16 protein-coding genes are annotated in these 16,813 nt (G+C 70.5%); 10 read left to right on the top strand and 6 right to left on the bottom strand.

Annotated elements, in window-relative coordinates; genetic code table 11:
- The first annotated feature begins 91 nt into the window (after positions 1 to 91).
- The 3 genes from ACW5DW_RS05545 to ACW5DW_RS05535 all read left to right on the top strand — a co-directional run bounded on the left by ACW5DW_RS05545 (position 92) and on the right by ACW5DW_RS05535 (position 4,420).
- Positions 92 to 649 (top strand): LemA family protein, encoded by a 558-nt coding sequence (locus ACW5DW_RS05545; protein ID WP_457017762.1) that lies wholly within the window; start codon positions 92 to 94, stop codon positions 647 to 649.
- Complete coding sequence (locus ACW5DW_RS05540) at positions 646 to 2,394, top strand: DUF2207 domain-containing protein (protein ID WP_457017761.1); 1,749 nt, start codon at positions 646 to 648, stop codon at positions 2,392 to 2,394. The genes ACW5DW_RS05545 and ACW5DW_RS05540 overlap by 4 nt, the downstream gene beginning before the upstream one ends.
- A 163-nt stretch (positions 2,395 to 2,557) precedes the next feature.
- Positions 2,558 to 4,420, top strand: coding sequence for an ABC transporter ATP-binding protein (locus tag ACW5DW_RS05535; RefSeq protein WP_457017759.1), 1,863 nt, complete (start codon positions 2,558 to 2,560; stop codon positions 4,418 to 4,420).
- A gap of 36 nt (positions 4,421 to 4,456) precedes the next feature.
- Here the strand turns inward: ACW5DW_RS05535 and ACW5DW_RS05530 are convergent, their stop codons facing one another.
- Positions 4,457 to 5,647: a hypothetical protein gene (locus ACW5DW_RS05530; RefSeq protein ID WP_457017758.1), complete on the bottom strand. Its 1,191-nt coding sequence runs from the start codon at positions 5,645 to 5,647 to the stop codon at positions 4,457 to 4,459.
- 274 nt (positions 5,648 to 5,921) lie between these two features.
- On the opposite strand from ACW5DW_RS05530, the gene ACW5DW_RS05525 reads away from it, so the two are divergent.
- Positions 5,922 to 6,281, top strand: a complete 360-nt coding sequence (locus ACW5DW_RS05525; RefSeq protein WP_457017757.1) for a DUF1428 domain-containing protein — start codon at positions 5,922 to 5,924, stop codon at positions 6,279 to 6,281.
- Between the two features lie 92 nt (positions 6,282 to 6,373).
- Positions 6,374 to 6,694 carry a hypothetical protein gene (locus tag ACW5DW_RS05520; protein ID WP_457017756.1) on the top strand — a complete coding sequence of 107 codons (321 nt, stop codon included), beginning with the start codon at positions 6,374 to 6,376 and terminating at the stop codon, positions 6,692 to 6,694.
- 36 nt (positions 6,695 to 6,730) lie between these two features.
- On the opposite strand, the gene ACW5DW_RS05515 is transcribed toward ACW5DW_RS05520, so the two are convergent.
- Positions 6,731 to 6,907, bottom strand: a complete 177-nt coding sequence (locus ACW5DW_RS05515) for a hypothetical protein (protein ID WP_457017755.1) — start codon at positions 6,905 to 6,907, stop codon at positions 6,731 to 6,733.
- 344 nt (positions 6,908 to 7,251) lie between these two features.
- Here ACW5DW_RS05515 and ACW5DW_RS05510 point away from each other — a divergent pair, with 344 nt between their 5' ends.
- Positions 7,252 to 7,791 carry a hypothetical protein gene (locus ACW5DW_RS05510; RefSeq protein ID WP_457017754.1) on the top strand — a complete coding sequence of 180 codons (540 nt, stop codon included), beginning with the start codon at positions 7,252 to 7,254 and terminating at the stop codon, positions 7,789 to 7,791.
- A gap of 206 nt (positions 7,792 to 7,997) precedes the next feature.
- A complete protein-coding gene (locus ACW5DW_RS05505; RefSeq protein WP_457017753.1) occupies positions 7,998 to 9,077 on the top strand; it encodes a DUF1615 domain-containing protein in 1,080 nt (359 codons plus the stop codon).
- A gap of 15 nt (positions 9,078 to 9,092) precedes the next feature.
- On the opposite strand, the gene ACW5DW_RS05500 is transcribed toward ACW5DW_RS05505, so the two are convergent.
- From ACW5DW_RS05500 to ACW5DW_RS05490, 3 genes are all read right to left on the bottom strand, one after another.
- Positions 9,093 to 9,602 (bottom strand): MgtC/SapB family protein, encoded by a 510-nt coding sequence (locus tag ACW5DW_RS05500; RefSeq protein WP_457017752.1) that lies wholly within the window; start codon positions 9,600 to 9,602, stop codon positions 9,093 to 9,095.
- Between the two features lie 128 nt (positions 9,603 to 9,730).
- Positions 9,731 to 11,398, bottom strand: a complete 1,668-nt coding sequence (gene hutU / locus ACW5DW_RS05495) for a urocanate hydratase (RefSeq protein WP_457017751.1) — start codon at positions 11,396 to 11,398, stop codon at positions 9,731 to 9,733.
- A 134-nt stretch (positions 11,399 to 11,532) separates the two neighbouring features.
- Entirely contained in the window at positions 11,533 to 11,844 is a 312-nt protein-coding gene (locus ACW5DW_RS05490) for a hypothetical protein (RefSeq protein WP_457017750.1), read from the bottom strand.
- A gap of 191 nt (positions 11,845 to 12,035) precedes the next feature.
- Here ACW5DW_RS05490 and ACW5DW_RS05485 point away from each other — a divergent pair, with 191 nt between their 5' ends.
- The 3 genes from ACW5DW_RS05485 to ACW5DW_RS05475 all read left to right on the top strand — a co-directional run bounded on the left by ACW5DW_RS05485 (position 12,036) and on the right by ACW5DW_RS05475 (position 15,534).
- A complete protein-coding gene (locus ACW5DW_RS05485; RefSeq protein WP_457017749.1) occupies positions 12,036 to 13,265 on the top strand; it encodes an alkaline phosphatase family protein in 1,230 nt (409 codons plus the stop codon).
- Between the two features lie 203 nt (positions 13,266 to 13,468).
- Complete coding sequence (locus ACW5DW_RS05480; RefSeq protein ID WP_457017748.1) at positions 13,469 to 15,013, top strand: AlkA N-terminal domain-containing protein; 1,545 nt, start codon at positions 13,469 to 13,471, stop codon at positions 15,011 to 15,013.
- Complete coding sequence (locus ACW5DW_RS05475) at positions 15,010 to 15,534, top strand: methylated-DNA--[protein]-cysteine S-methyltransferase (protein ID WP_457017747.1); 525 nt, start codon at positions 15,010 to 15,012, stop codon at positions 15,532 to 15,534. The genes ACW5DW_RS05480 and ACW5DW_RS05475 overlap by 4 nt, the downstream gene beginning before the upstream one ends.
- A 22-nt stretch (positions 15,535 to 15,556) precedes the next feature.
- Here ACW5DW_RS05475 and ubiM read toward each other — a convergent pair whose 3' ends face one another.
- Positions 15,557 to 16,726, bottom strand: a complete 1,170-nt coding sequence (gene ubiM / locus ACW5DW_RS05470) for a 5-demethoxyubiquinol-8 5-hydroxylase UbiM (protein ID WP_457017746.1) — start codon at positions 16,724 to 16,726, stop codon at positions 15,557 to 15,559.
- Positions 16,727 to 16,813 lie beyond the last annotated feature (87 nt).

Here is a 16,813-nt window from a genome sequence, read left to right as displayed (position 1 = left end):
CGCAGCCCTGCCGCTCCGCTACCCTTGTCACAGCGGACCACCCGCACGCGTCCAGTACACCTGCCTCCAGCCCGCCGGGAAACCTGCCCGAATGCGCCTGTCCCTGCTGCTGCCGCTGTGCCTGCTGCTCGCCCTGCTCGCCTGGGCGGTGCTGGCCTTCAACAGGCTGGTGCGGCTGCGCAACCAGGTGCGCACCGCCTGGGCCGACATCGACGTACAGCTGCTGCGCCGCCATGACCTGGTGCCGCAGCTGGTTGCGGCCGTGCAGGCCTACGCCGACCACGAGCGCGCGGTGCTCGAAGCAGTGACCGCGCTGCGCGCCGAGGCGCTGGCGCAGCCCAGCCGCCCCCGGCTGGCGCAGGTGGAAGACGCGCTCGAGCAGGCGCTGGGCCGACTGTTCGCGCTGCGCGAGGCCTATCCCGACCTGAAGGCCAGCGACAACTTCGCGCAGCTGCAGCGCGACCTGGTCGAGGTCGAGGAGCAACTGCAGTACGCGCGACGCTTCTACAACGGCGCAGTCCGCGACTACAACGACGCAACGCAGCGCGTGCCCGATCTCGTGGTCGCGCGGCTGGCCGGCTTTGGCCAGGAGGAGTTCTTCGAGTCCGGCGATGCCCAGCGCGCGCCGGTGCAGGTGCGGTTGCCGTGAGCGCCCTGCTCCGGCTTGCCTGCGCCTGCCTGCTGCTGGCCGCATGCGGACTGCCGCTGCGCGCGGCCGAGCGCATCCAGTCCTACGACATCGAAGTGTTGGTCAACGCCGACGGCAGCCTCGAGGTGACCGAGCACATCCGCGTGCGCGCCGAAGGCGGGCAGATCCGCCGCGGCATCTATCGCGACTTCCCCACCCGCTACCGCGACCGCCACGGCAACCGCGTGGTGGTCGGGTTCGAGGTGGTGGACGTGCTGCGCAACGGCCAGCCAGAACCCTGGTTCACCGAGCGCCGCGACAACGGTGTGCGCGTGAACACCGGCAACGACGACCTGCTGCCGGTGCCGGCCACGCACCGCTACACCCTGCGCTACCGCACCACCCGCCAGCTCGGCTTCTTCGATGGCCACGACGAGCTGTACTGGAATGCGATCGGCACCGGCTGGGTGTTCCCGATCGAGGCGGGCAGCGTGGAAGTGCGCCTGCCGCAGCCGGTGCCCACGGCGTCGTTGACCGCCGAGGGCTGGACCGGCCCGCAGGGCGCGCGCGGCCAGGCCTACCGGACAGCCACGCCCTCGCCCGGCGTCGCGACATGGTGGCTGACCTCGCCGCTGCAGCCTGGCGAAGGCCTGACCATCGCGCTGTCCTTTCCCAAGGGCGTGGTCACCGCGCCAGACGCCACGCAGCGCGCGCGCTGGCTGCTGGCCGACAACATCGCGCTGCTGGTCGCGCTGCTCGGCCTGCTGGTGGTTGCGGGCTACGGCGCGCTGCGCTGGCACCAGGTGGGCCGCGATCCGCCCGCGGGTACGGTGATCGTGCGCTACGAGCCGCCCGAGGGCATCACGCCGGCCGGGCTGCGCTACATCCGCCGGATGGCCTACGACACACGCTGCTTCTCGGCCGACGTGCTGACGCTCGCGGTGGCTGGCGCGCTGCGGATCGAGCGCGACAAGGGCCTGCTCAGCGACCACTGGCGGCTCGAGAAGGCGGGCCCGCCGCCGGCTGGAGATGCGGCGGTCCTGGCCTCAGGGCTGTTTGCCGCCGCGTCCACGGTGGAACTGGACAAGGACAGCGCACCGCTGCTGCAGGCGGCCACCAGCGCCCACCAGAAGGGACTCGAGCAGCGCTTCCAGGGCACGATGTTCCACAACAACACCGGCAGCAGCGTTGTCGCCCTGCTGCTGATGCTGCTGTCTTGCGCAGCGGCCATAACGCTGGGCGTGCAGACCGGCGGCGGCCTGGTGTTCGCGGCCGTGCCGATGCTGGCGATGCTGGCCATCGTGATCGCCTTCGCCTTCCTGGTGCGCGCGCCCACCCGCGAAGGGCGCCGCGTGCTCGACCATATCGAAGGCCTGCGGCGCTATCTGGGCGTGGCCGAAAAGCAGGACCTGCAGCGGCTGCAGGCACCTGGCGGCGAAGGATCCGGACCAACCCTCGACGCCGGGCGTTTCGAAGCCCTGCTGCCGTATGCGGTCGCGCTCGACGTCGAGGACGCCTGGACCCGCAGGTTCACGCTCGCCGTGGGGGCAGCGGCCGCCGCCACGGCGACCTCGGCGATCGGCTGGTACCACGCCAGCAACGGCGCCGGCTCGATCGGCGACATCGGCAGCTTCACCAAGGCAATCGGTGGAAGCCTGGCCTCGCAGATCGCATCCTCGTCGACGCCACCCGGCAGTTCCTCCAGCGGCGGTGGCGGCGGATTCTCCGGCGGTGGCGGCGGTGGGGGCGGCGGAGGCGGTCGCTGACCTCGCGCAGGCGCGCCCGCCCCGCTGCCGAAGACGCCAGGACGCGGCACCCACCGTCCCGCGCCGCATCGCGCCGCTGCCGGCATTCGTCGTTCCATGGATGCCGCACGCGAGCTCACTGGCGATCGGCGACAATGCCCGCCCCCCGCCAGCCACCCAAGCCATGTATCGCTGGTTCGAATCGCGGCTCGACCCGTTCCCGCAGGATCCGCCGGCGCAGCCGCCGCGCACGCTGTACGCCTTCTGCCGCCATTACACGCGCGGCACCGAGAAATGGCTGCTGCTGATGGCGCTGACCACCGCCGGCATCGCGGTGGCCGAGCTGGCGCTGTACGCCTATGTCGGCTCGCTGGTCGACCAGCTAGGCAGCACCACGCCGGAAACGTTCCTGGCAGCGGAAGGCACGCGCCTGCTGTGGATGGGCGCGCTGGTGCTGCTGGTGCTGCCGCTGATGGTGCTGGCCAACGCGCTGGTCCAGCACCAGACCCTGCTCGGCAACTTCCCGATGCGGGTCCGCTGGAACGTGCACCGCTACCTGCTGCGCCAGTCCATGGGTTATTTCCAGGACGAGTTCGCCGGGCGCATCGCCACCAAGCTGATGCAGACCTCGCTGGCGGTGCGCGAGACGGTGATCAAGCTGCTCGACATCGGCAACTACGTGCTGGTGTTCTTCTTCGGCACCCTGGCCGTGGCCGGCGCCTCGGACTGGCGGATGATGCTGCCGTTCGCGACCTGGATCGCGGCCTATGGGCTGCTGATGAAGCACTTCGTGCCGCGCATGGAGAAGATCTCGCGGGCGCAGGCCGATGCGCGCTCGGAGATGACCGGGCGCATCGTCGACAGTTACACCAACATCGCCACGGTCAAGCTGTTCTCGCACTCCAGGCGCGAACAGGCCTATGCGCACGAGGCGATGGACGGCTTCCTGACCACGGTCTATCCGCAGATGCGGCTGGCCACGCACGTGTACAGCCTGCTGTACGCGATGAACATGGCGCTGCTGTTCGGGACCGTGGTGCTCGGCCTGTGGCTGTGGCACCAGGGCGCGATCGGCGCCGGCACGATCGCGGTGACGGTCGCGCTGGTGCTGCGCATCCTGGGCATGTCGCAGTGGATCATGTGGGAGCTGTCGGCGCTGTTCGAGAACATCGGCACGGTGCACGACGGGATCAGTTCGATCTCGCTGCCGCCCACGGTCGATGACGCGCCCGGCGCGCCGGCGCTGGCGCGCGTGCGCGGCGACATCCGCTTCAACGGCGTCGGCTTCCATTACGGCAAGACCGGCGGCGTGATCGACCATCTCGACCTGCACGTGCGCCCCGGCGAGAAGATCGGCGTGGTCGGCCGCTCGGGCGCGGGCAAGTCGACCCTGGTCAACCTGCTGCTGCGCTTCCACGACTGCGAGAGCGGACGCATCCTGATCGACGGCACCGACGTCGCCAGCGTGCAGCAGGACTCGCTGCGCGCGCAGATCGGCGTGGTCACCCAGGACACCTCGCTGCTGCACCGCTCGGTGCGCGACAACATCCTCTATGGCCGCCCCGACGCGAGCGAGGACGAGATGATCGAGGCCGCGCGGCAGGCGCGCGCGCACGAGTTCATCCTGGAACTGAGCGACGGCCAGGGGCGGCGCGGCTACGACGCCCACGTCGGCGAGCGCGGGGTCAAGCTGTCCGGCGGCCAGCGCCAGCGCGTGGCGATCGCGCGCGTACTGCTGAAGAACGCACCGATCCTGGTGCTGGACGAAGCCACCTCCGCGCTCGACTCCGAGGTCGAGGCCGTGATCCAGGAAAACCTGTACCGGCTGATGGAAGGCAAGACCGTCATCGCCATCGCCCACCGCCTGTCCACCATCGCGGCAATGGACCGGCTGATCGTGATGGACCAGGGCGCGATCGTCGAACAGGGCGCGCACGACACGCTGGCCGCCGCTGGCGGGATCTATGCGCAGCTGTGGGCGCGGCAGTCCGGCGGCTTCATCGACACCGGCGAGACGGTGCAGGTGCTGCGTCACGAGGACGCCTGAGCCCGCGTAACGGCGCGGGAGCGCAGGGGCGGCGGCTCAGCGCCCGCCTGCGTCGCCGCTGGCGCCGTCGCTCCCGGACGACTCTTCGTGCCGGGCCTGGCCACCCTGTTCGCCGCCCTGCACCGGCGTGAGCGAACGCCTGCCCATGTGCTCTGGCTTGTCCGCCACCAGCAGCGCGTCGAACTCCGACAGCGGACTTTCGGCAGGACAGGCGGCATCGGGGAAGCCGTAGTCCTTGCGCAGGTCCAGCCCACAGGAATTGAGCGTCTCGAGGTCGGCGTTGGACGACTTGCAGCTGGCGTCGAAGGCGCGCACGAAGGCATCACGCCTGGCGACGAAATCCTCACCGCACTGGCGCATCAGGCGCAGCCGGTCCAGATCATCCTGGGCGGGGTTGATGCCGTCCAGGCCGTACAGGCCCAGCTCGTCGCCGGTCAGCAGGCGCAGGTTGCGGTTGGGAACCGCCATCATCAGGTCGGCCACCGCGGTCGCCGCGCCGTTGCGCTCCAGGTAGTCGCGCACGCGGTCGTAGACCACGCGCAGCTCGCGGTTGAGCTCGACGCGCGTGGACGCGGTGGAGCTCATGCGGATGATGCGGTGGATGCCGATGCGTCCGCTCACCATGCGCATGTCGCCGGCCGCCAGGATGAACACGCAGGCGCTGTGGCAGACCGCATCCTCGCGCACCCATATCGTCCAGCGCGACTCGGCGATGCGGTCGCCGGTGCGGATCGCGTCCTCGACCATGCCGCCGCTGGAATTGATGTCCAGCACGCGCTTGTCGATGTCCAGTTCGTCGGCCACATGGGTCACGCGCTGCATCATCGACGCGAACGCGGCGTTGATCTTGCCCGCGTAACGCAGCCGCATCACGCCGCGTTCGGCGCACTCGCCCAGGGCCGTCGTGATCGCATCCCGGTCGAACTCCAGCAGCGGGACGCCGTCGCCCTCGCGCACGTAGTCCAGTTCGCAGCTGACCGAGGCCTCGCCTGGCGCAAGCACCATCGGCGCCCAGTCGACCTCCTCCGGCTCGTCAGGCACCGGCTCGGAGCGCTCGTCCGCTGCCGGCGCGTCCGCGCCTTCCATCTGCACCGGGGCGGTGCTGACCGCCCCGCCCTCCTCGGGGCTGGCAAGCTCCACCGTCGCCGTCGCGGCCGCCTCGTCCTGCACGCGGCAGCCGAGCAGCATCAGGCTGGCCAGGAACAGGATGGGGAGGCGCTTGCGCATGCGGCGTCCGGGCGCCGCGCAGCCGATTTTCGACACCGCGGGCGTCTCGAGTTGGGGGGCATGCCAGTGTAGGCGCCACCCCCGTGATCAGTCGAACGCCCGATGAACCGGCCCGACCGCTGGGGGCGCTCAGGCTGCCCGCCCCGCGCGCCGCCTTGCGTGTCGATGTCGAAACCGGCGCCTGCAATTCGTCAATCCAGTCGTGCGCCCGATCGGGACGCGCGTTCCCGCGGCGACGGCATCCGGCCGCCGCCCGTCCGCCAGGAGATTTCCCATGCCCTATATCGACGGCTTCGTGATTGCGGTCGCCACCGCCAACAAGCAGGCCTTCCTCGACCATGCCCGCCGCTTCGACCCCTGCTTCATCGAGTACGGCGCGACCCGCGTGGTTGAGGCCTGGGGCGACGACGTGCCCGCCGGCAAGGTCACCGACTTCGCCCGGTCGGTGCAGGCCGGCGGCGACGAGACGGTGGTGTTCGCCTGGGTCGAATGGCCCGACAAAGCCACCCGCGACGCCGGGATGAAGAAGATGATGGAAGACCCGCGCATGGATCCCGCTGCCAACCCCATGCCGTTCGACGGCAAACGCATGATCTTCGGCGGCTTCGACTGCCTGCTGGACATCGGCAAATAGCAGCGCCCCCGGTCCGGTCGCACCGGGCCGGGTTGCCTGCCCGCAAACCGTGCGGAAGACTGCAGCGGACCCAGCCGCCAGGGGAGACCGCCATGAACCAGACCAGCGACGAATTCCGCCGCGTGTTCCTGCCGTATTGCATCGAGCGCGTGGAAGACCGCGGTCACGTCGTACTCAACCGTCTGTACAAGCCGCTGGGCATGCGCACCGACGAGCGCATCGACTACGCACCGCATGCGGTCAGGTTCCGGGGGCTGGGCCCGACCCGGGCCGAATTACTCAGCCACGCGCGCAGCCAGAACACCGACCGTATCCATCTCTATGCCGACGCCACCGCGCCGACCAGGAGCCAGGACGACTGGGACGCATACCAGCGCCGCCTGCAGGTGCTGGCAACGATGGAAATCGAATAGAAAGGGCTACGGGCCGCGTGGGCCGGGCTGTTCCGGTCAGGTGATGCGGAACATCTGCTGGCTGGTGCCAGCCGTGTGCAGTGGTCGCGCCAGGTAACGGCCGCGGGTATAGGCCGAGTGCGGATTGCGGCGACGATGGCGATGACCGTCATCTGCGGGGATGGCCGCGGGGAACGACTGCGGCAGTCCGGACTGGAGGCGGGTGATGCTCACCGCCGGCGCGAACGCGGCGCGCGCAGCTGAAGTCCGGTGGCGGCGATGGCCGCGGGGAATCAGGGAAAGAAATGAACGCTTCAGGTAATTTTTGATTGCTTCCTCCATAAATTGAATGATTACAACGACTTACTGGCGCAATCATAGCACAGAAGGGGTTTCGATGCCAGGGCGCGAAGATGCGCGCGCCTGATCGTGGATGACGACGCCCGCGGTCTTCCACCGGCCCACGCCCCGTCGGCCTGCCTGCCGCGACCGGCATTGCGGCTTGACCCGGGTCAGGGCGCTGGCCGGCCTGCCGGCCTAGGATGGAGCCCTCCCCCACTTCCCCTGGAGGTTTTGTCATGGACTTCAAACAGGTTCCCCTGGCTCTTGCGCTCGCCCTGGCAATCGGCGCCCTTGGATCGGGATGCGCCGGAGACGGCCAGGCGCCGCCGGCGGATGCGACCGGCGCCGACAGCGTGCCGGCCGCGCAGTTGGATACGCCCGCCGCGGACGACCCGCACGCGCACGATGAGCCCCATGTGCAGCACGGACAGTTGGGCATGGACGTCCCGGTGGTCGAAGGCCATGAGCCCTGGACCCCGGACGCGCCGCTGATCGAGGGCATGTCCCGCGTCCGCACCGCCATTGCCGGCCTCGAATCGGACCCGGACCCGGCCACCGTCGCCGCCCGCGCCACCGACGTCGACGCGGCGATCGAGTACATGTTCGCCAACTGCGAGCTCGAGACCGAGCCGGACGTCGCCCTGCACGCGATCCTGGCGCGGCTCATGGCCGGTACCCAGGCCCTGCACGCGAATCCCGCCGACGCGGCGCCGGTCGCCGACATGCACGCCGCGGTCGGGAATTACGAGGCGCTGTTCGACGACCCGAACGGCTGAGCCGCTGCACGCGCCGCCTGCGTGCGCGGATCCGGCTTGTAGGTCGGCCCGGCGGCCGCCATCATGCCGGCGGACCTGGTCAGGAGATCCGCGTGAGGCATCCGGGGCCAACCGCGGCCACGCAAGCGAGCGCCTGCTGCCCTGCACCGGCCAGGCTCTTCGTACCGGCGCCTGCCCGTCCAGGGCAGGCACGCGAACTAGACGCCGTGCGTTGGGGATGCGTGCTGGCCGCCCTGCTTGCGCTCACCGGCTGCGCGACGCGCGCACCTTCCACTCCCGCGCCGGACCCGCATGCGCTGCGCGCCGATATCCAGCGACGGATCCCGGCGACGGTGCCCGACCGGGCCGGCTGGGCGAGCGACATCCAGGTCGCGTTCACCGCACAGGGCATTCCACCGGGCGTGGAGAACGTCTGCGCCGTGCTGGCGGTGATCGAACAGGAGTCGGGCTACAAGGCCGACCCGCCCGTCGCCGGGCTGCCAGGCATCGCCCGCGGCGAGATCGACCGCCGCGCCGCCGCGTTGCACATCCCCGGGTTGCTGGTCGATGGCGCGCTCAAGCTGCAGTCCACCGACGGTCGCAGCTACGGCGAGCGCCTGGCGCGCGTGCGCACCGAGCGCGAGCTGAGCGAACTCTATGAAGACCTGATCGGGCGCGTGCCGATGGGCGAGCGGTTGTTTGCCGAGCGCAACCCGGTGCAGACCGGCGGTGCGATGCAGGTCGCCATCCCGTTTGCCGAGGCCAATGCGGCGGACTATCCCTGGCCCGTGCAGGGTTCGATCCGCGACGAGGTCTTCAGCCGCCGTGGCGGGCTGTATTTCGGGATCCTGCATCTGCTCGGCTACCAAACCCCGTACACGCGCAAGATCCACCGCTTCGCCGATTACAACGCCGGCCACTACGCCAGCCGCAACGCCGCCTTCCAGGCGGCGGTCAGCCGTGCCAGCGGGCTGCCGCTGGAACTCGACGGCGACCTGCTGCTGCCTGGTGCACCGCTTGATCGTCCGGGGCGTACCGAAAGCGCGGTGCGCACGCTCGGCCCGCAGCTGGGCATGGACGAACGCGAAATCCGTCGTGCGCTGGAGCGTGGCGATCGCCTCGACTTCAACGACAGCGAACTGTTCCAGCGCGTGTTCGCCATTGCCGAGGCGTACCAGAACACGCCGCTGCCGCGCGCCGTGGTGCCCGGCATCCGCCTGGACAGCCCCAAGATCACCCGCGAACTCACCACCGCCTGGTTTGCCGAGCGCGTGGATGCGCGCTACCGGCACTGCCTGCAGCGCTGACCGGCGCAAGCGTGGTCAGGTCTCGCCCATGTCCCGGTGGGGTCCATTGACGCCCTGCCGGCCGTGTCCCAGGCGCGGCAGCACGCCGACCACCAGCAGGGCCGCCACGGTGGTGATCAGCGCCACCATCTCCTGGCCCATGCCCGCGGCCATGCCGATGGCCGCCGTCATCCACACGCCGGCTGCGGTGGTCAGGCCCGAGATCCGCTCCTCCTTGTCGAGCTTGAGGATCGCGCCCGCGCCAAGGAAGCCGATACCCGAGACGATGCCCTGCATCACGCGCGTCACCTCGGCCGGATCGATGTCCGCCAGCAGCGGCGCCAGCACGAACAGCGCCGACCCGATCGAGACCAGGATGTGGGTCTTCAGCCCGGCCGCGCGGCCCTTGGCTTCGCGCTCCCAGCCCACCAGCCCGCCCAGCACGGCAGCCACCATCACCCGCACCACCAGCGTGGTCAGCGTGTCCACGTCGGGCAGGGCCAGTTCACGCGCGATTGCAGCGCCGATTTCGTCGAGCAGGGCCATGGACAACAATCTCCGGTGTGCGAACAGGATGGGCGCGCGGGAACCTGCCGGAAAGTCGCGCCACGGCGCACGCTAATGGGTTGCGCGTCGGGCGAGGGTGAATGAGGCGTATGGCCCGACCGGCGGCGTCACTGCATCGGCAGCTTCAGCCCCTGCTCCCTGGCGCACTGCTTCGCGATCTCGTAACCCGCATCCGCATGCCGCATCACGCCCGTGCCCGGGTCGTTCCACAGCACCCGCGCGATGCGTTTGTCGGCCTCGGGCGTACCGTCGCAGACGATCACCACGCCGCTGTGCTGGCTGTAGCCCATGCCGACACCGCCGCCGTGGTGCAGGCTCACCCAGGTGGCGCCGCTGGCGACATTGAGCATGGCGTTGAGCAGCGGCCAGTCGCTCACCGCGTCGCTGCCGTCGCGCATCGCCTCGGTTTCGCGGTTGGGCGAGGCGACGCTGCCGCTGTCGAGGTGGTCGCGGCCGATCACCACCGGCGCCTTCAACTCGCCATTGCGCACCATTTCGTTGAAGGCCAGGCCCAGCTTGTCGCGCAGGCCCAGGCCGACCCAGCAGATGCGCGCCGGCAGGCCCTGGAAGCTGATGCGCTCGCGCGCCATGTCGAGCCAGCGGTGCAGGTGCGCATCGTCGGGAATCAGCTCCTTGACCTTGGCGTCGGTGCGGTAGATGTCTTCCGGATCGCCCGACAGCGCCACCCAGCGGAACGGGCCCACGCCGCGACAGAACAGTGGCCGCACGTAGGCCGGCACGAAACCGGGGAAATCGAAGGCATTGGCGCAACCTTCGTCCTTGGCCATCTGGCGGATGTTGTTGCCGTAGTCGACCGTGGGGATGCCCTGCGCGTGGAAGGCCAGCATCGCCTCGACGTGCACGCGCATCGAGGCCTTGGCCGCGTCGCGCACCTGGTCGGGATCGGATTTCTGTGCGGCCAGCCACTGCTCCACCGTCCAGCCAACCGGCAGGTAGCCGTGCACCGGGTCATGGGCGCTGGTCTGGTCGGTCACGCAGTCCGGGCGCACGCCGCGGCGCACCATTTCGGGCAGCAGTTCGGCGGCATTGCCCAGCAGGGCAATGGATTTCGCTACGCCCGAGCCGGTGTATTTCGCGATCCGCGCCAGCGCGTCGTCCAGATCATCGGCCTGCTCGTCGACGTAGCGCGTGCGCAGGCGGAAATCGATGCTGGCCTGCCTGCACTCGATGGTCAGGCTGCTCGCGCCCGCCAGCGACGCGGCCAGCGGCTGCGCGCCGCCCATGCCGCCCAGACCCGCAGTCAGGATCCATTTGCCGGCAAGGCTGCCGCCATAGTGCTGGCGCCCCATCTCCACGAAGGTTTCAAAGGTCCCCTGCACGATGCCCTGCGAGCCGATGTAGATCCACGAGCCAGCCGTCATCTGGCCGTACATCATCAGGCCCTTGCGGTCGAGTTCGTGGAAGTGCTCCCAGTTGGCCCAGTGCGGCACCAGGTTGGAATTGGCGATCAGCACGCGCGGCGCGTCGGCGTGGGTGCGGAACACGCCCACCGGCTTGCCCGACTGCACCAGCAGGGTCTCGTCGTCACCCAGCGTGCGCAGCGTCGCCAGGATCGCGTCGTAGCAGTCCCAGTCGCGCGCGGCGCGGCCGATGCCGCCATAGACCACCAGCGATGCCGGATCCTCGGCCACCTCGGCATCGAGGTTGTTCTGCAGCATGCGGAACGGCGCCTCGGTGAGCCAGCTGCGGCAGCTGAGCGTGCTGCCGCGGGGTGCGCGGATGCTGCGGGACGGGTCGTGGCGCGGATCGATCATCCTCGGATTTCCGTACGGGCAGAGGATGGAAAGTGTGCCCTGCCCGCGCACGTGCTGCCAGCGCATGCGGCGCCCGGATACGCGAACGCCCGGCATCGCCGGGCGTCGCTTTGAGTACCGGTGGCCGCGCGCGATCAGAAGATCGACGGATCCAGCCGGCGCAGCGCATCGTGCAGGTCGGCAGAGCCGGTGCGCTCGATATCCTCGCGGGTGTAGACACGGCCCGCCGACCCGACGCATTCCTGATCGGACTTCTTCGACCGGTTGCGGGTGGCAACCACGCGCGAGCCGGTTTCGCGGATGCAGAAACGGTCGTCGGGGTCGGCCTTCTTCTTCGACGGGGCTGCGGCCTCCTCCGGCTCATGTTCCTGCGCGAGCGCCGTGGCGGGAATGGCAACGGCGAATGCAGCCGCGGCAAGCAGCGCAGTCAGCAGGCGATGGGTCATGGCGCACCTCCAAGCGGATTCCGGCCGGACGGCCACCTTGCAACATACGGCAGCCTGCGCTGCATTCAACGCTTCGACGGGCCCGGATTCAGACCGCCGTCAGCGTAGTGATGCACCCGCACGCCCTTCGCAGCATCCGCGCCGCGCCGCAGCCACCCACGTGCTGTCACATTCCTTCCTATGATGCTCGGATGACCTTCCAAAGACTCCTGCTTCCCCTCCTGCTGCTCCTGAGCGCCTGCGCAAGCGTGCCGCAGCCGCCCGATCCCATCCGCCCGACGCTGCTGCTGGTTTCCCTGGACGGGGTGCACCCGGACTTCCTCGGTCGCGGCGATACGCCGCACCTGGATCGCCTGGCCGCCGAAGGCGTGCGCGCCGAATGGATGCAGCCGTCCTACCCGACCCTGACGTTTCCCAACCACTACACCATCGTCACCGGCCTGCGCCCGGATCGCCATGGCATCGTCCACAACACCATGCGCGACGAGGCGCTGGGCGGCTTCGCGCTGAAGAACAGCGAGGCCGTGGGCGATGGCCGCTGGTGGGGCGGCAAGCCGCTCTGGGTGTCGGCCGAGAAGGCGGGCCTGTCGACCGCGACGCTGTCGTGGCCGGGCAGCGAGGCCGCGGTGCGGGGCGTGCGGCCGGGGCGCTGGCATGCGTATGACGAAACACGCCCGATCGCCCAGCGCGTCGAAACCGTTGCCGGCTGGCTGACCGAGCCGGACGCCACCCGGCCGCGCCTGGCCACGCTGTATTTCGAGCATCCCGATGCCGCCGCGCACGCGCACGGTCCGCGCTCGCCGCAGCTGCGCGCGGCAATGCGCGAGGTCGATGCCGCGATCGGGACGCTGCTCGACAGGCTCGAGCGCTCCGGCGCGCGCGCGCGGACCGACATCGTCATCGTGTCCGACCACGGCATGGCCGAGGTACCCGAGGGCCAGGTGGTCGTCACCGAGGACATGGCCGACCCGGGCGACGCCGCGCTGGTGATGGACGGGCAGGTGGTCGGCTTCCGGCCGCTGCCGGGCCGCAGCGAGGCCGCCGAACGCCAGTTGCTTGGCCGCCACGCCCACCACGAATGCTGGCGCCGCGATGCGCTGCCGGCGCGCTGGCATTACGGCAGCCATCCGCGCATCCCGCCTATCGTCTGCCAGATGGACACCGGCTGGGATGCGCTTCCGCGCGCGCGCCTGGCGCGTCGTCCGGCCGGTACGCGGGGTTCGCATGGCTTCGACCCGGCTGCGCCGGAGATGCGCGCGGTGTTCGTCGCCAGCGGACCGTCGTTCCGCAGCGGCGCGGTGCTGCCGGCGTTCGACAACGTCGACGTGTATCCGCTGCTCGCGCACCTGCTGGGCATCGAACCCGCCGAACATGACGGCAGTATCGATACGCTGCTGCCGGCCCTGCACAGCAGCGAGTAGCCACCGCGGTCCGGCCGGACGATCCGCGGCCGCTCGACGGGATGGCGTGTGTTGGTCGGGGCAGCGGCCGTGGCTGCCGCGGTCGCCGGATCCGTCCGCCCGCTGGCGGCGCGCGGGATCCCGCCAGCCGGCCGCGTACGAGGCACTGCATTCATGTCCGGAAACGGCCAGTCCACGCCGGCAGGCGGCGCTAGACTCCCTGCATGCCCGCCGCCCGACTGCCCGATCCCGCCATCTGCGAACAGGCACGCCTGAGCCGCGACGCGCGGTTCGACGGGCTGTTTTTCACCGCCGTCGCCAGCACCGGCATCTACTGCCGGCCGACCTGTCCGGCGCCGCCGGCGAAGGCGCGCAACGTGCGCTACTACGCCAATGCGGCGGCGGCCGAAGCGGCGGGCTTCCGGCCCTGCCTGCGCTGCCGCCCGGAACTGTCCCCGGCCGACGGCAGCTGGCGCCGCGGCGACGGCACGCTGGCGCGCGCGCTCAAGCTGATCGACGAGGGCTTCCTGGCCGATGCGCCGCTGGCGGCGCTGGCCGAGCGGGTCCACGTCGGCGAACGCCAGCTGCGGCGCCTGTTCACCGCGCGCCTGGGCGCGCCGCCGATCGGCGTGCACGGCACGCGCCGCCTGCTGTTCGCAAAGCAGTTGCTGACCGAGACCGCGCTGCCGGTGACCGAAGTGGCGCTGGCCGCCGGCTTCGGCAGCCTGCGCCGCTTCAACACCTGCTTCCGCGGCGCCTACGGCCTTGCCCCACGCGAACTGCGCCGGCGGCCCGGCGCCGGCGACAGTGACGTGCTGGCGCTGCGCCTGAACTACCGGCCACCCCATGATTTCGCGGCCATGCTCGACTTCCTACGCGGGCGCGCGCTGCCAGGGGTCGAGCACGTCGATGACTCGGCCTACCTGCGCGTGGTCGGCGACGCCGCCGTGCCGGGCTGGCTCCGCGTCAGCCCATGGCCGCGCGGCAGCGGCGACGACGGCCACGCCCTGAAGCTCGAGCTGCACGCTTGTCCACCGTCACAGCTGCTGGCACTGGTCGAACGCGTGCGGCGGATGTTCGACCTCGACGCGGATCCGCAGGCGATCGGCGAGGTGCTGGCGCGCGACCCGCAGCTGCGTCCGCTGCTGCGCAAACGCCCCGGGCTGCGCATGCCCAGCGGCTGGGACGGGTTCGAGATCGCAGTGCGCGCGGTGGTCGGGCAGCAGGTCAGCGTGACCGCCGCGCGCACCATCACCGCGCGCCTGGCGCAGCGCCACGGCACGCCGCTGCCAGCTGCGCTGGCGACATCCGGCCTGCTGCTGCGGTTTCCCACGCCCGAGCAACTGGTGGAGGCGGATCTGTCCGGGATCGGCCTGCCCACGGCGCGCGCGGCGACGATCCGCGCGATCGCGCGGGGGCTGCTCGATGGCCGCGTCGATTTTCGTGCAGGGGGCACGCTTGAGGAGTTCGTCGAGCGCTGGACCGACCTGCCCGGGATCGGACCGTGGACCGCGCACTACATCGCAATGCGCGCGCTCGGGCATCCGGACGCGTTCCCGGCCGGTGACCTGGTCCTGCACAAGCACCTGCTGGCGGCGGACGACACGGCCACCACCACGCCGCGCCTGCGTACCGCAGCCCTCACCCGCCAGGCAGAGGCGTGGCGCCCGTGGCGCGCCTACGCCGTGATCCACGTCTGGCGCGAGGCCGCGCTGGCACAGGCGGCGGCTGCCGCCCGCACAACCATCGCAAGGAGGAAAACGGCATGAACGTCCTGACCACCATCGTCGACAGCCCGGTCGGCCCGCTGCTGCTCGCCGCCGATACGCAGGGCCTGCGCGCGATCGAGTTCCGCGACAGCCGCCATCCCGTCCGCCGCGGCGACGACTGGCGCGAAGGCGACAGTCCGCTGCTGCAGCAGGCGCGCACGCAGCTCGACGAATATTTCCGCGGGCGCCGCCGCAGCTTCGAGCTGCCGCTGTCGCCGCAGGGCACCGGATTCCAGCGCGAGGTCTGGATGCGCCTGGCCTCGATCCCCTATGGCCAGACCGTCAGCTACGCGCAGCTCGCCTCGCGCGTGGGTCGCCCGACGGCGATGCGCGCGGTCGGCGCCGCCAACGGCCGCAATCCGCTGCCGATCGTGCTGCCCTGCCACCGCGTGATCGGCGCCGATGGTTCGCTCACCGGCTTCGGCGGCGGACTGCCGACCAAGCAGTTCCTGCTCAAGCTGGAAGGTGCGCTGCCGGCGGAGTTCGACCTGTTTCCGCAGGCCACGCCGGCCCTGCGCTAGCGCACGTCCGCCGAACCTGAGCCTAGGCCTGCGTCAGCCGCGCCGCGATCGCGCGGCGCAGCGGCGGCAGCCGGTTGGAGATGCGCAGGATCGCAGCGCGCAGGCCGCGTGCCGGTGCGCGGTCGTCGGTGAACACGCGCACCACCAGCCGCGTCGCCGCATACATCGGCCAGGCCGCGAGCTTGTGGCGTCGGCCGTAGCGTGCCAGCACCGCGTCCGAGCCGATGTCCTCGCCGCGGCGATGCGCCTGCAGCACCACGTCGGCCAGTGTCGCCGCGCCCTGCAGCCCCAGGTTGAAGCCGTGCGCGGTGACCGGGTGCATGCCGACCGCGGCATCGCCCACCAGCGCCGCACGAGCCGCAGTGAAGCGGTCGGCGAACACCGACACCAGTGGATATACATGGCGCGTCCCGATGGGACGCATCGCGCCCAGACGACCGCCGAAGCGACGTTCGATATCCGCCGCAAACGCGGCATCGTCCATCGCCTCGACCTTGGCCATCTGCGCCGGCGCCAGCGTCAGCACCACCGAGGCGCGATCGCCGGTCAGTGGCAGCAGCGCGAACGTCTGCCCGTAGCCGAACCACTCCCAGGCCACGTGCTCATGCGGCTGTTCGATCGCGACGCGACACACCAGCATGCGTTTGCCGTGATCATACGAGCGCGCACCGATGCCGAGCATCCGCCGCAGCTGCGAGAAACGGCTGTCGGCGGCCACCAGCAGCCGCGCACGCACGACGTCGCCGCCTTCCAGCGTCAGCGCAACCTGCCCGCCCTCGCGGACCACGCCGGTCACGCCCTGCCCGGCCAGCAGCTGCACGCCTGCCTGCGGCGCGACCAGCTCGTACGCGGCACGGCGGATCAGGTGATTGGGTACCAGCCACCCCAGCTGCCGGCTGCGACCATCGGCCGCACTCACGTGCAGTCCGCTGTCCGCATTGCCGTTGATCACCTTGGCATCGCGCAGCTCGGACACCTCGCCGGCATCGAAGCGCTCCCACAGGCCCAGCCGCACCAGGATGTCACGCGAGGCATGGGTCAGCGCGATCTCGCGGCCGTCGAAGGCAGGCTCGGCGATCGCCGCCAGCGGCTGCTTCTCGATGAGCGCGATCGACAGCCCGCTGCCTGCAAGCGCGCGTGCAAAACACAGGCCGGCAGGCCCTGCACCGACGATGGCGATATCGACATTCATGCTGTCCGTTTCCGGCTGGGTGGATCGGCAAGCCTGCCGCGGCAGCGCAGGGCCGTGCATTGATCCAGGTCAGGACGCCGGACTATG

Source organism: Luteimonas sp. A482 (genome assembly GCF_054072655.1).
This window is presented reverse-complemented; position numbering and strand designations above follow the sequence as displayed.

Bases quoted from the DNA above. Each gene is read 5' to 3' on its own strand.
- ACW5DW_RS05520 (WP_457017756.1), top strand. From the start codon at position 6,374: ATGAACCAGACCAGCGACGAATTCCGCCGCGTGTTCCTGCCGTATTGC.
- ACW5DW_RS05485 (WP_457017749.1), top strand. From the start codon at position 12,036: ATGACCTTCCAAAGACTCCTGCTTCCCCTCCTGCTGCTCCTGAGCGCC.
- ubiM (WP_457017746.1), bottom strand. From the start codon at position 16,726: ATGAATGTCGATATCGCCATCGTCGGTGCAGGGCCTGCCGGCCTGTGT.
- hutU (WP_457017751.1), bottom strand. From the start codon at position 11,398: ATGATCGATCCGCGCCACGACCCGTCCCGCAGCATCCGCGCACCCCGC.
- ACW5DW_RS05475 (WP_457017747.1), top strand. From the start codon at position 15,010: ATGAACGTCCTGACCACCATCGTCGACAGCCCGGTCGGCCCGCTGCTG.
- ACW5DW_RS05500 (WP_457017752.1), bottom strand. From the start codon at position 9,602: ATGGCCCTGCTCGACGAAATCGGCGCTGCAATCGCGCGTGAACTGGCC.
- ACW5DW_RS05530 (WP_457017758.1), bottom strand. From the start codon at position 5,647: ATGCGCAAGCGCCTCCCCATCCTGTTCCTGGCCAGCCTGATGCTGCTC.
- ACW5DW_RS05490 (WP_457017750.1), bottom strand. From the start codon at position 11,844: ATGACCCATCGCCTGCTGACTGCGCTGCTTGCCGCGGCTGCATTCGCC.
- ACW5DW_RS05510 (WP_457017754.1), top strand. From the start codon at position 7,252: ATGGACTTCAAACAGGTTCCCCTGGCTCTTGCGCTCGCCCTGGCAATC.
- ACW5DW_RS05525 (WP_457017757.1), top strand. From the start codon at position 5,922: ATGCCCTATATCGACGGCTTCGTGATTGCGGTCGCCACCGCCAACAAG.
- ACW5DW_RS05480 (WP_457017748.1), top strand. From the start codon at position 13,469: ATGCCCGCCGCCCGACTGCCCGATCCCGCCATCTGCGAACAGGCACGC.
- ACW5DW_RS05545 (WP_457017762.1), top strand. From the start codon at position 92: ATGCGCCTGTCCCTGCTGCTGCCGCTGTGCCTGCTGCTCGCCCTGCTC.
- ACW5DW_RS05535 (WP_457017759.1), top strand. From the start codon at position 2,558: ATGTATCGCTGGTTCGAATCGCGGCTCGACCCGTTCCCGCAGGATCCG.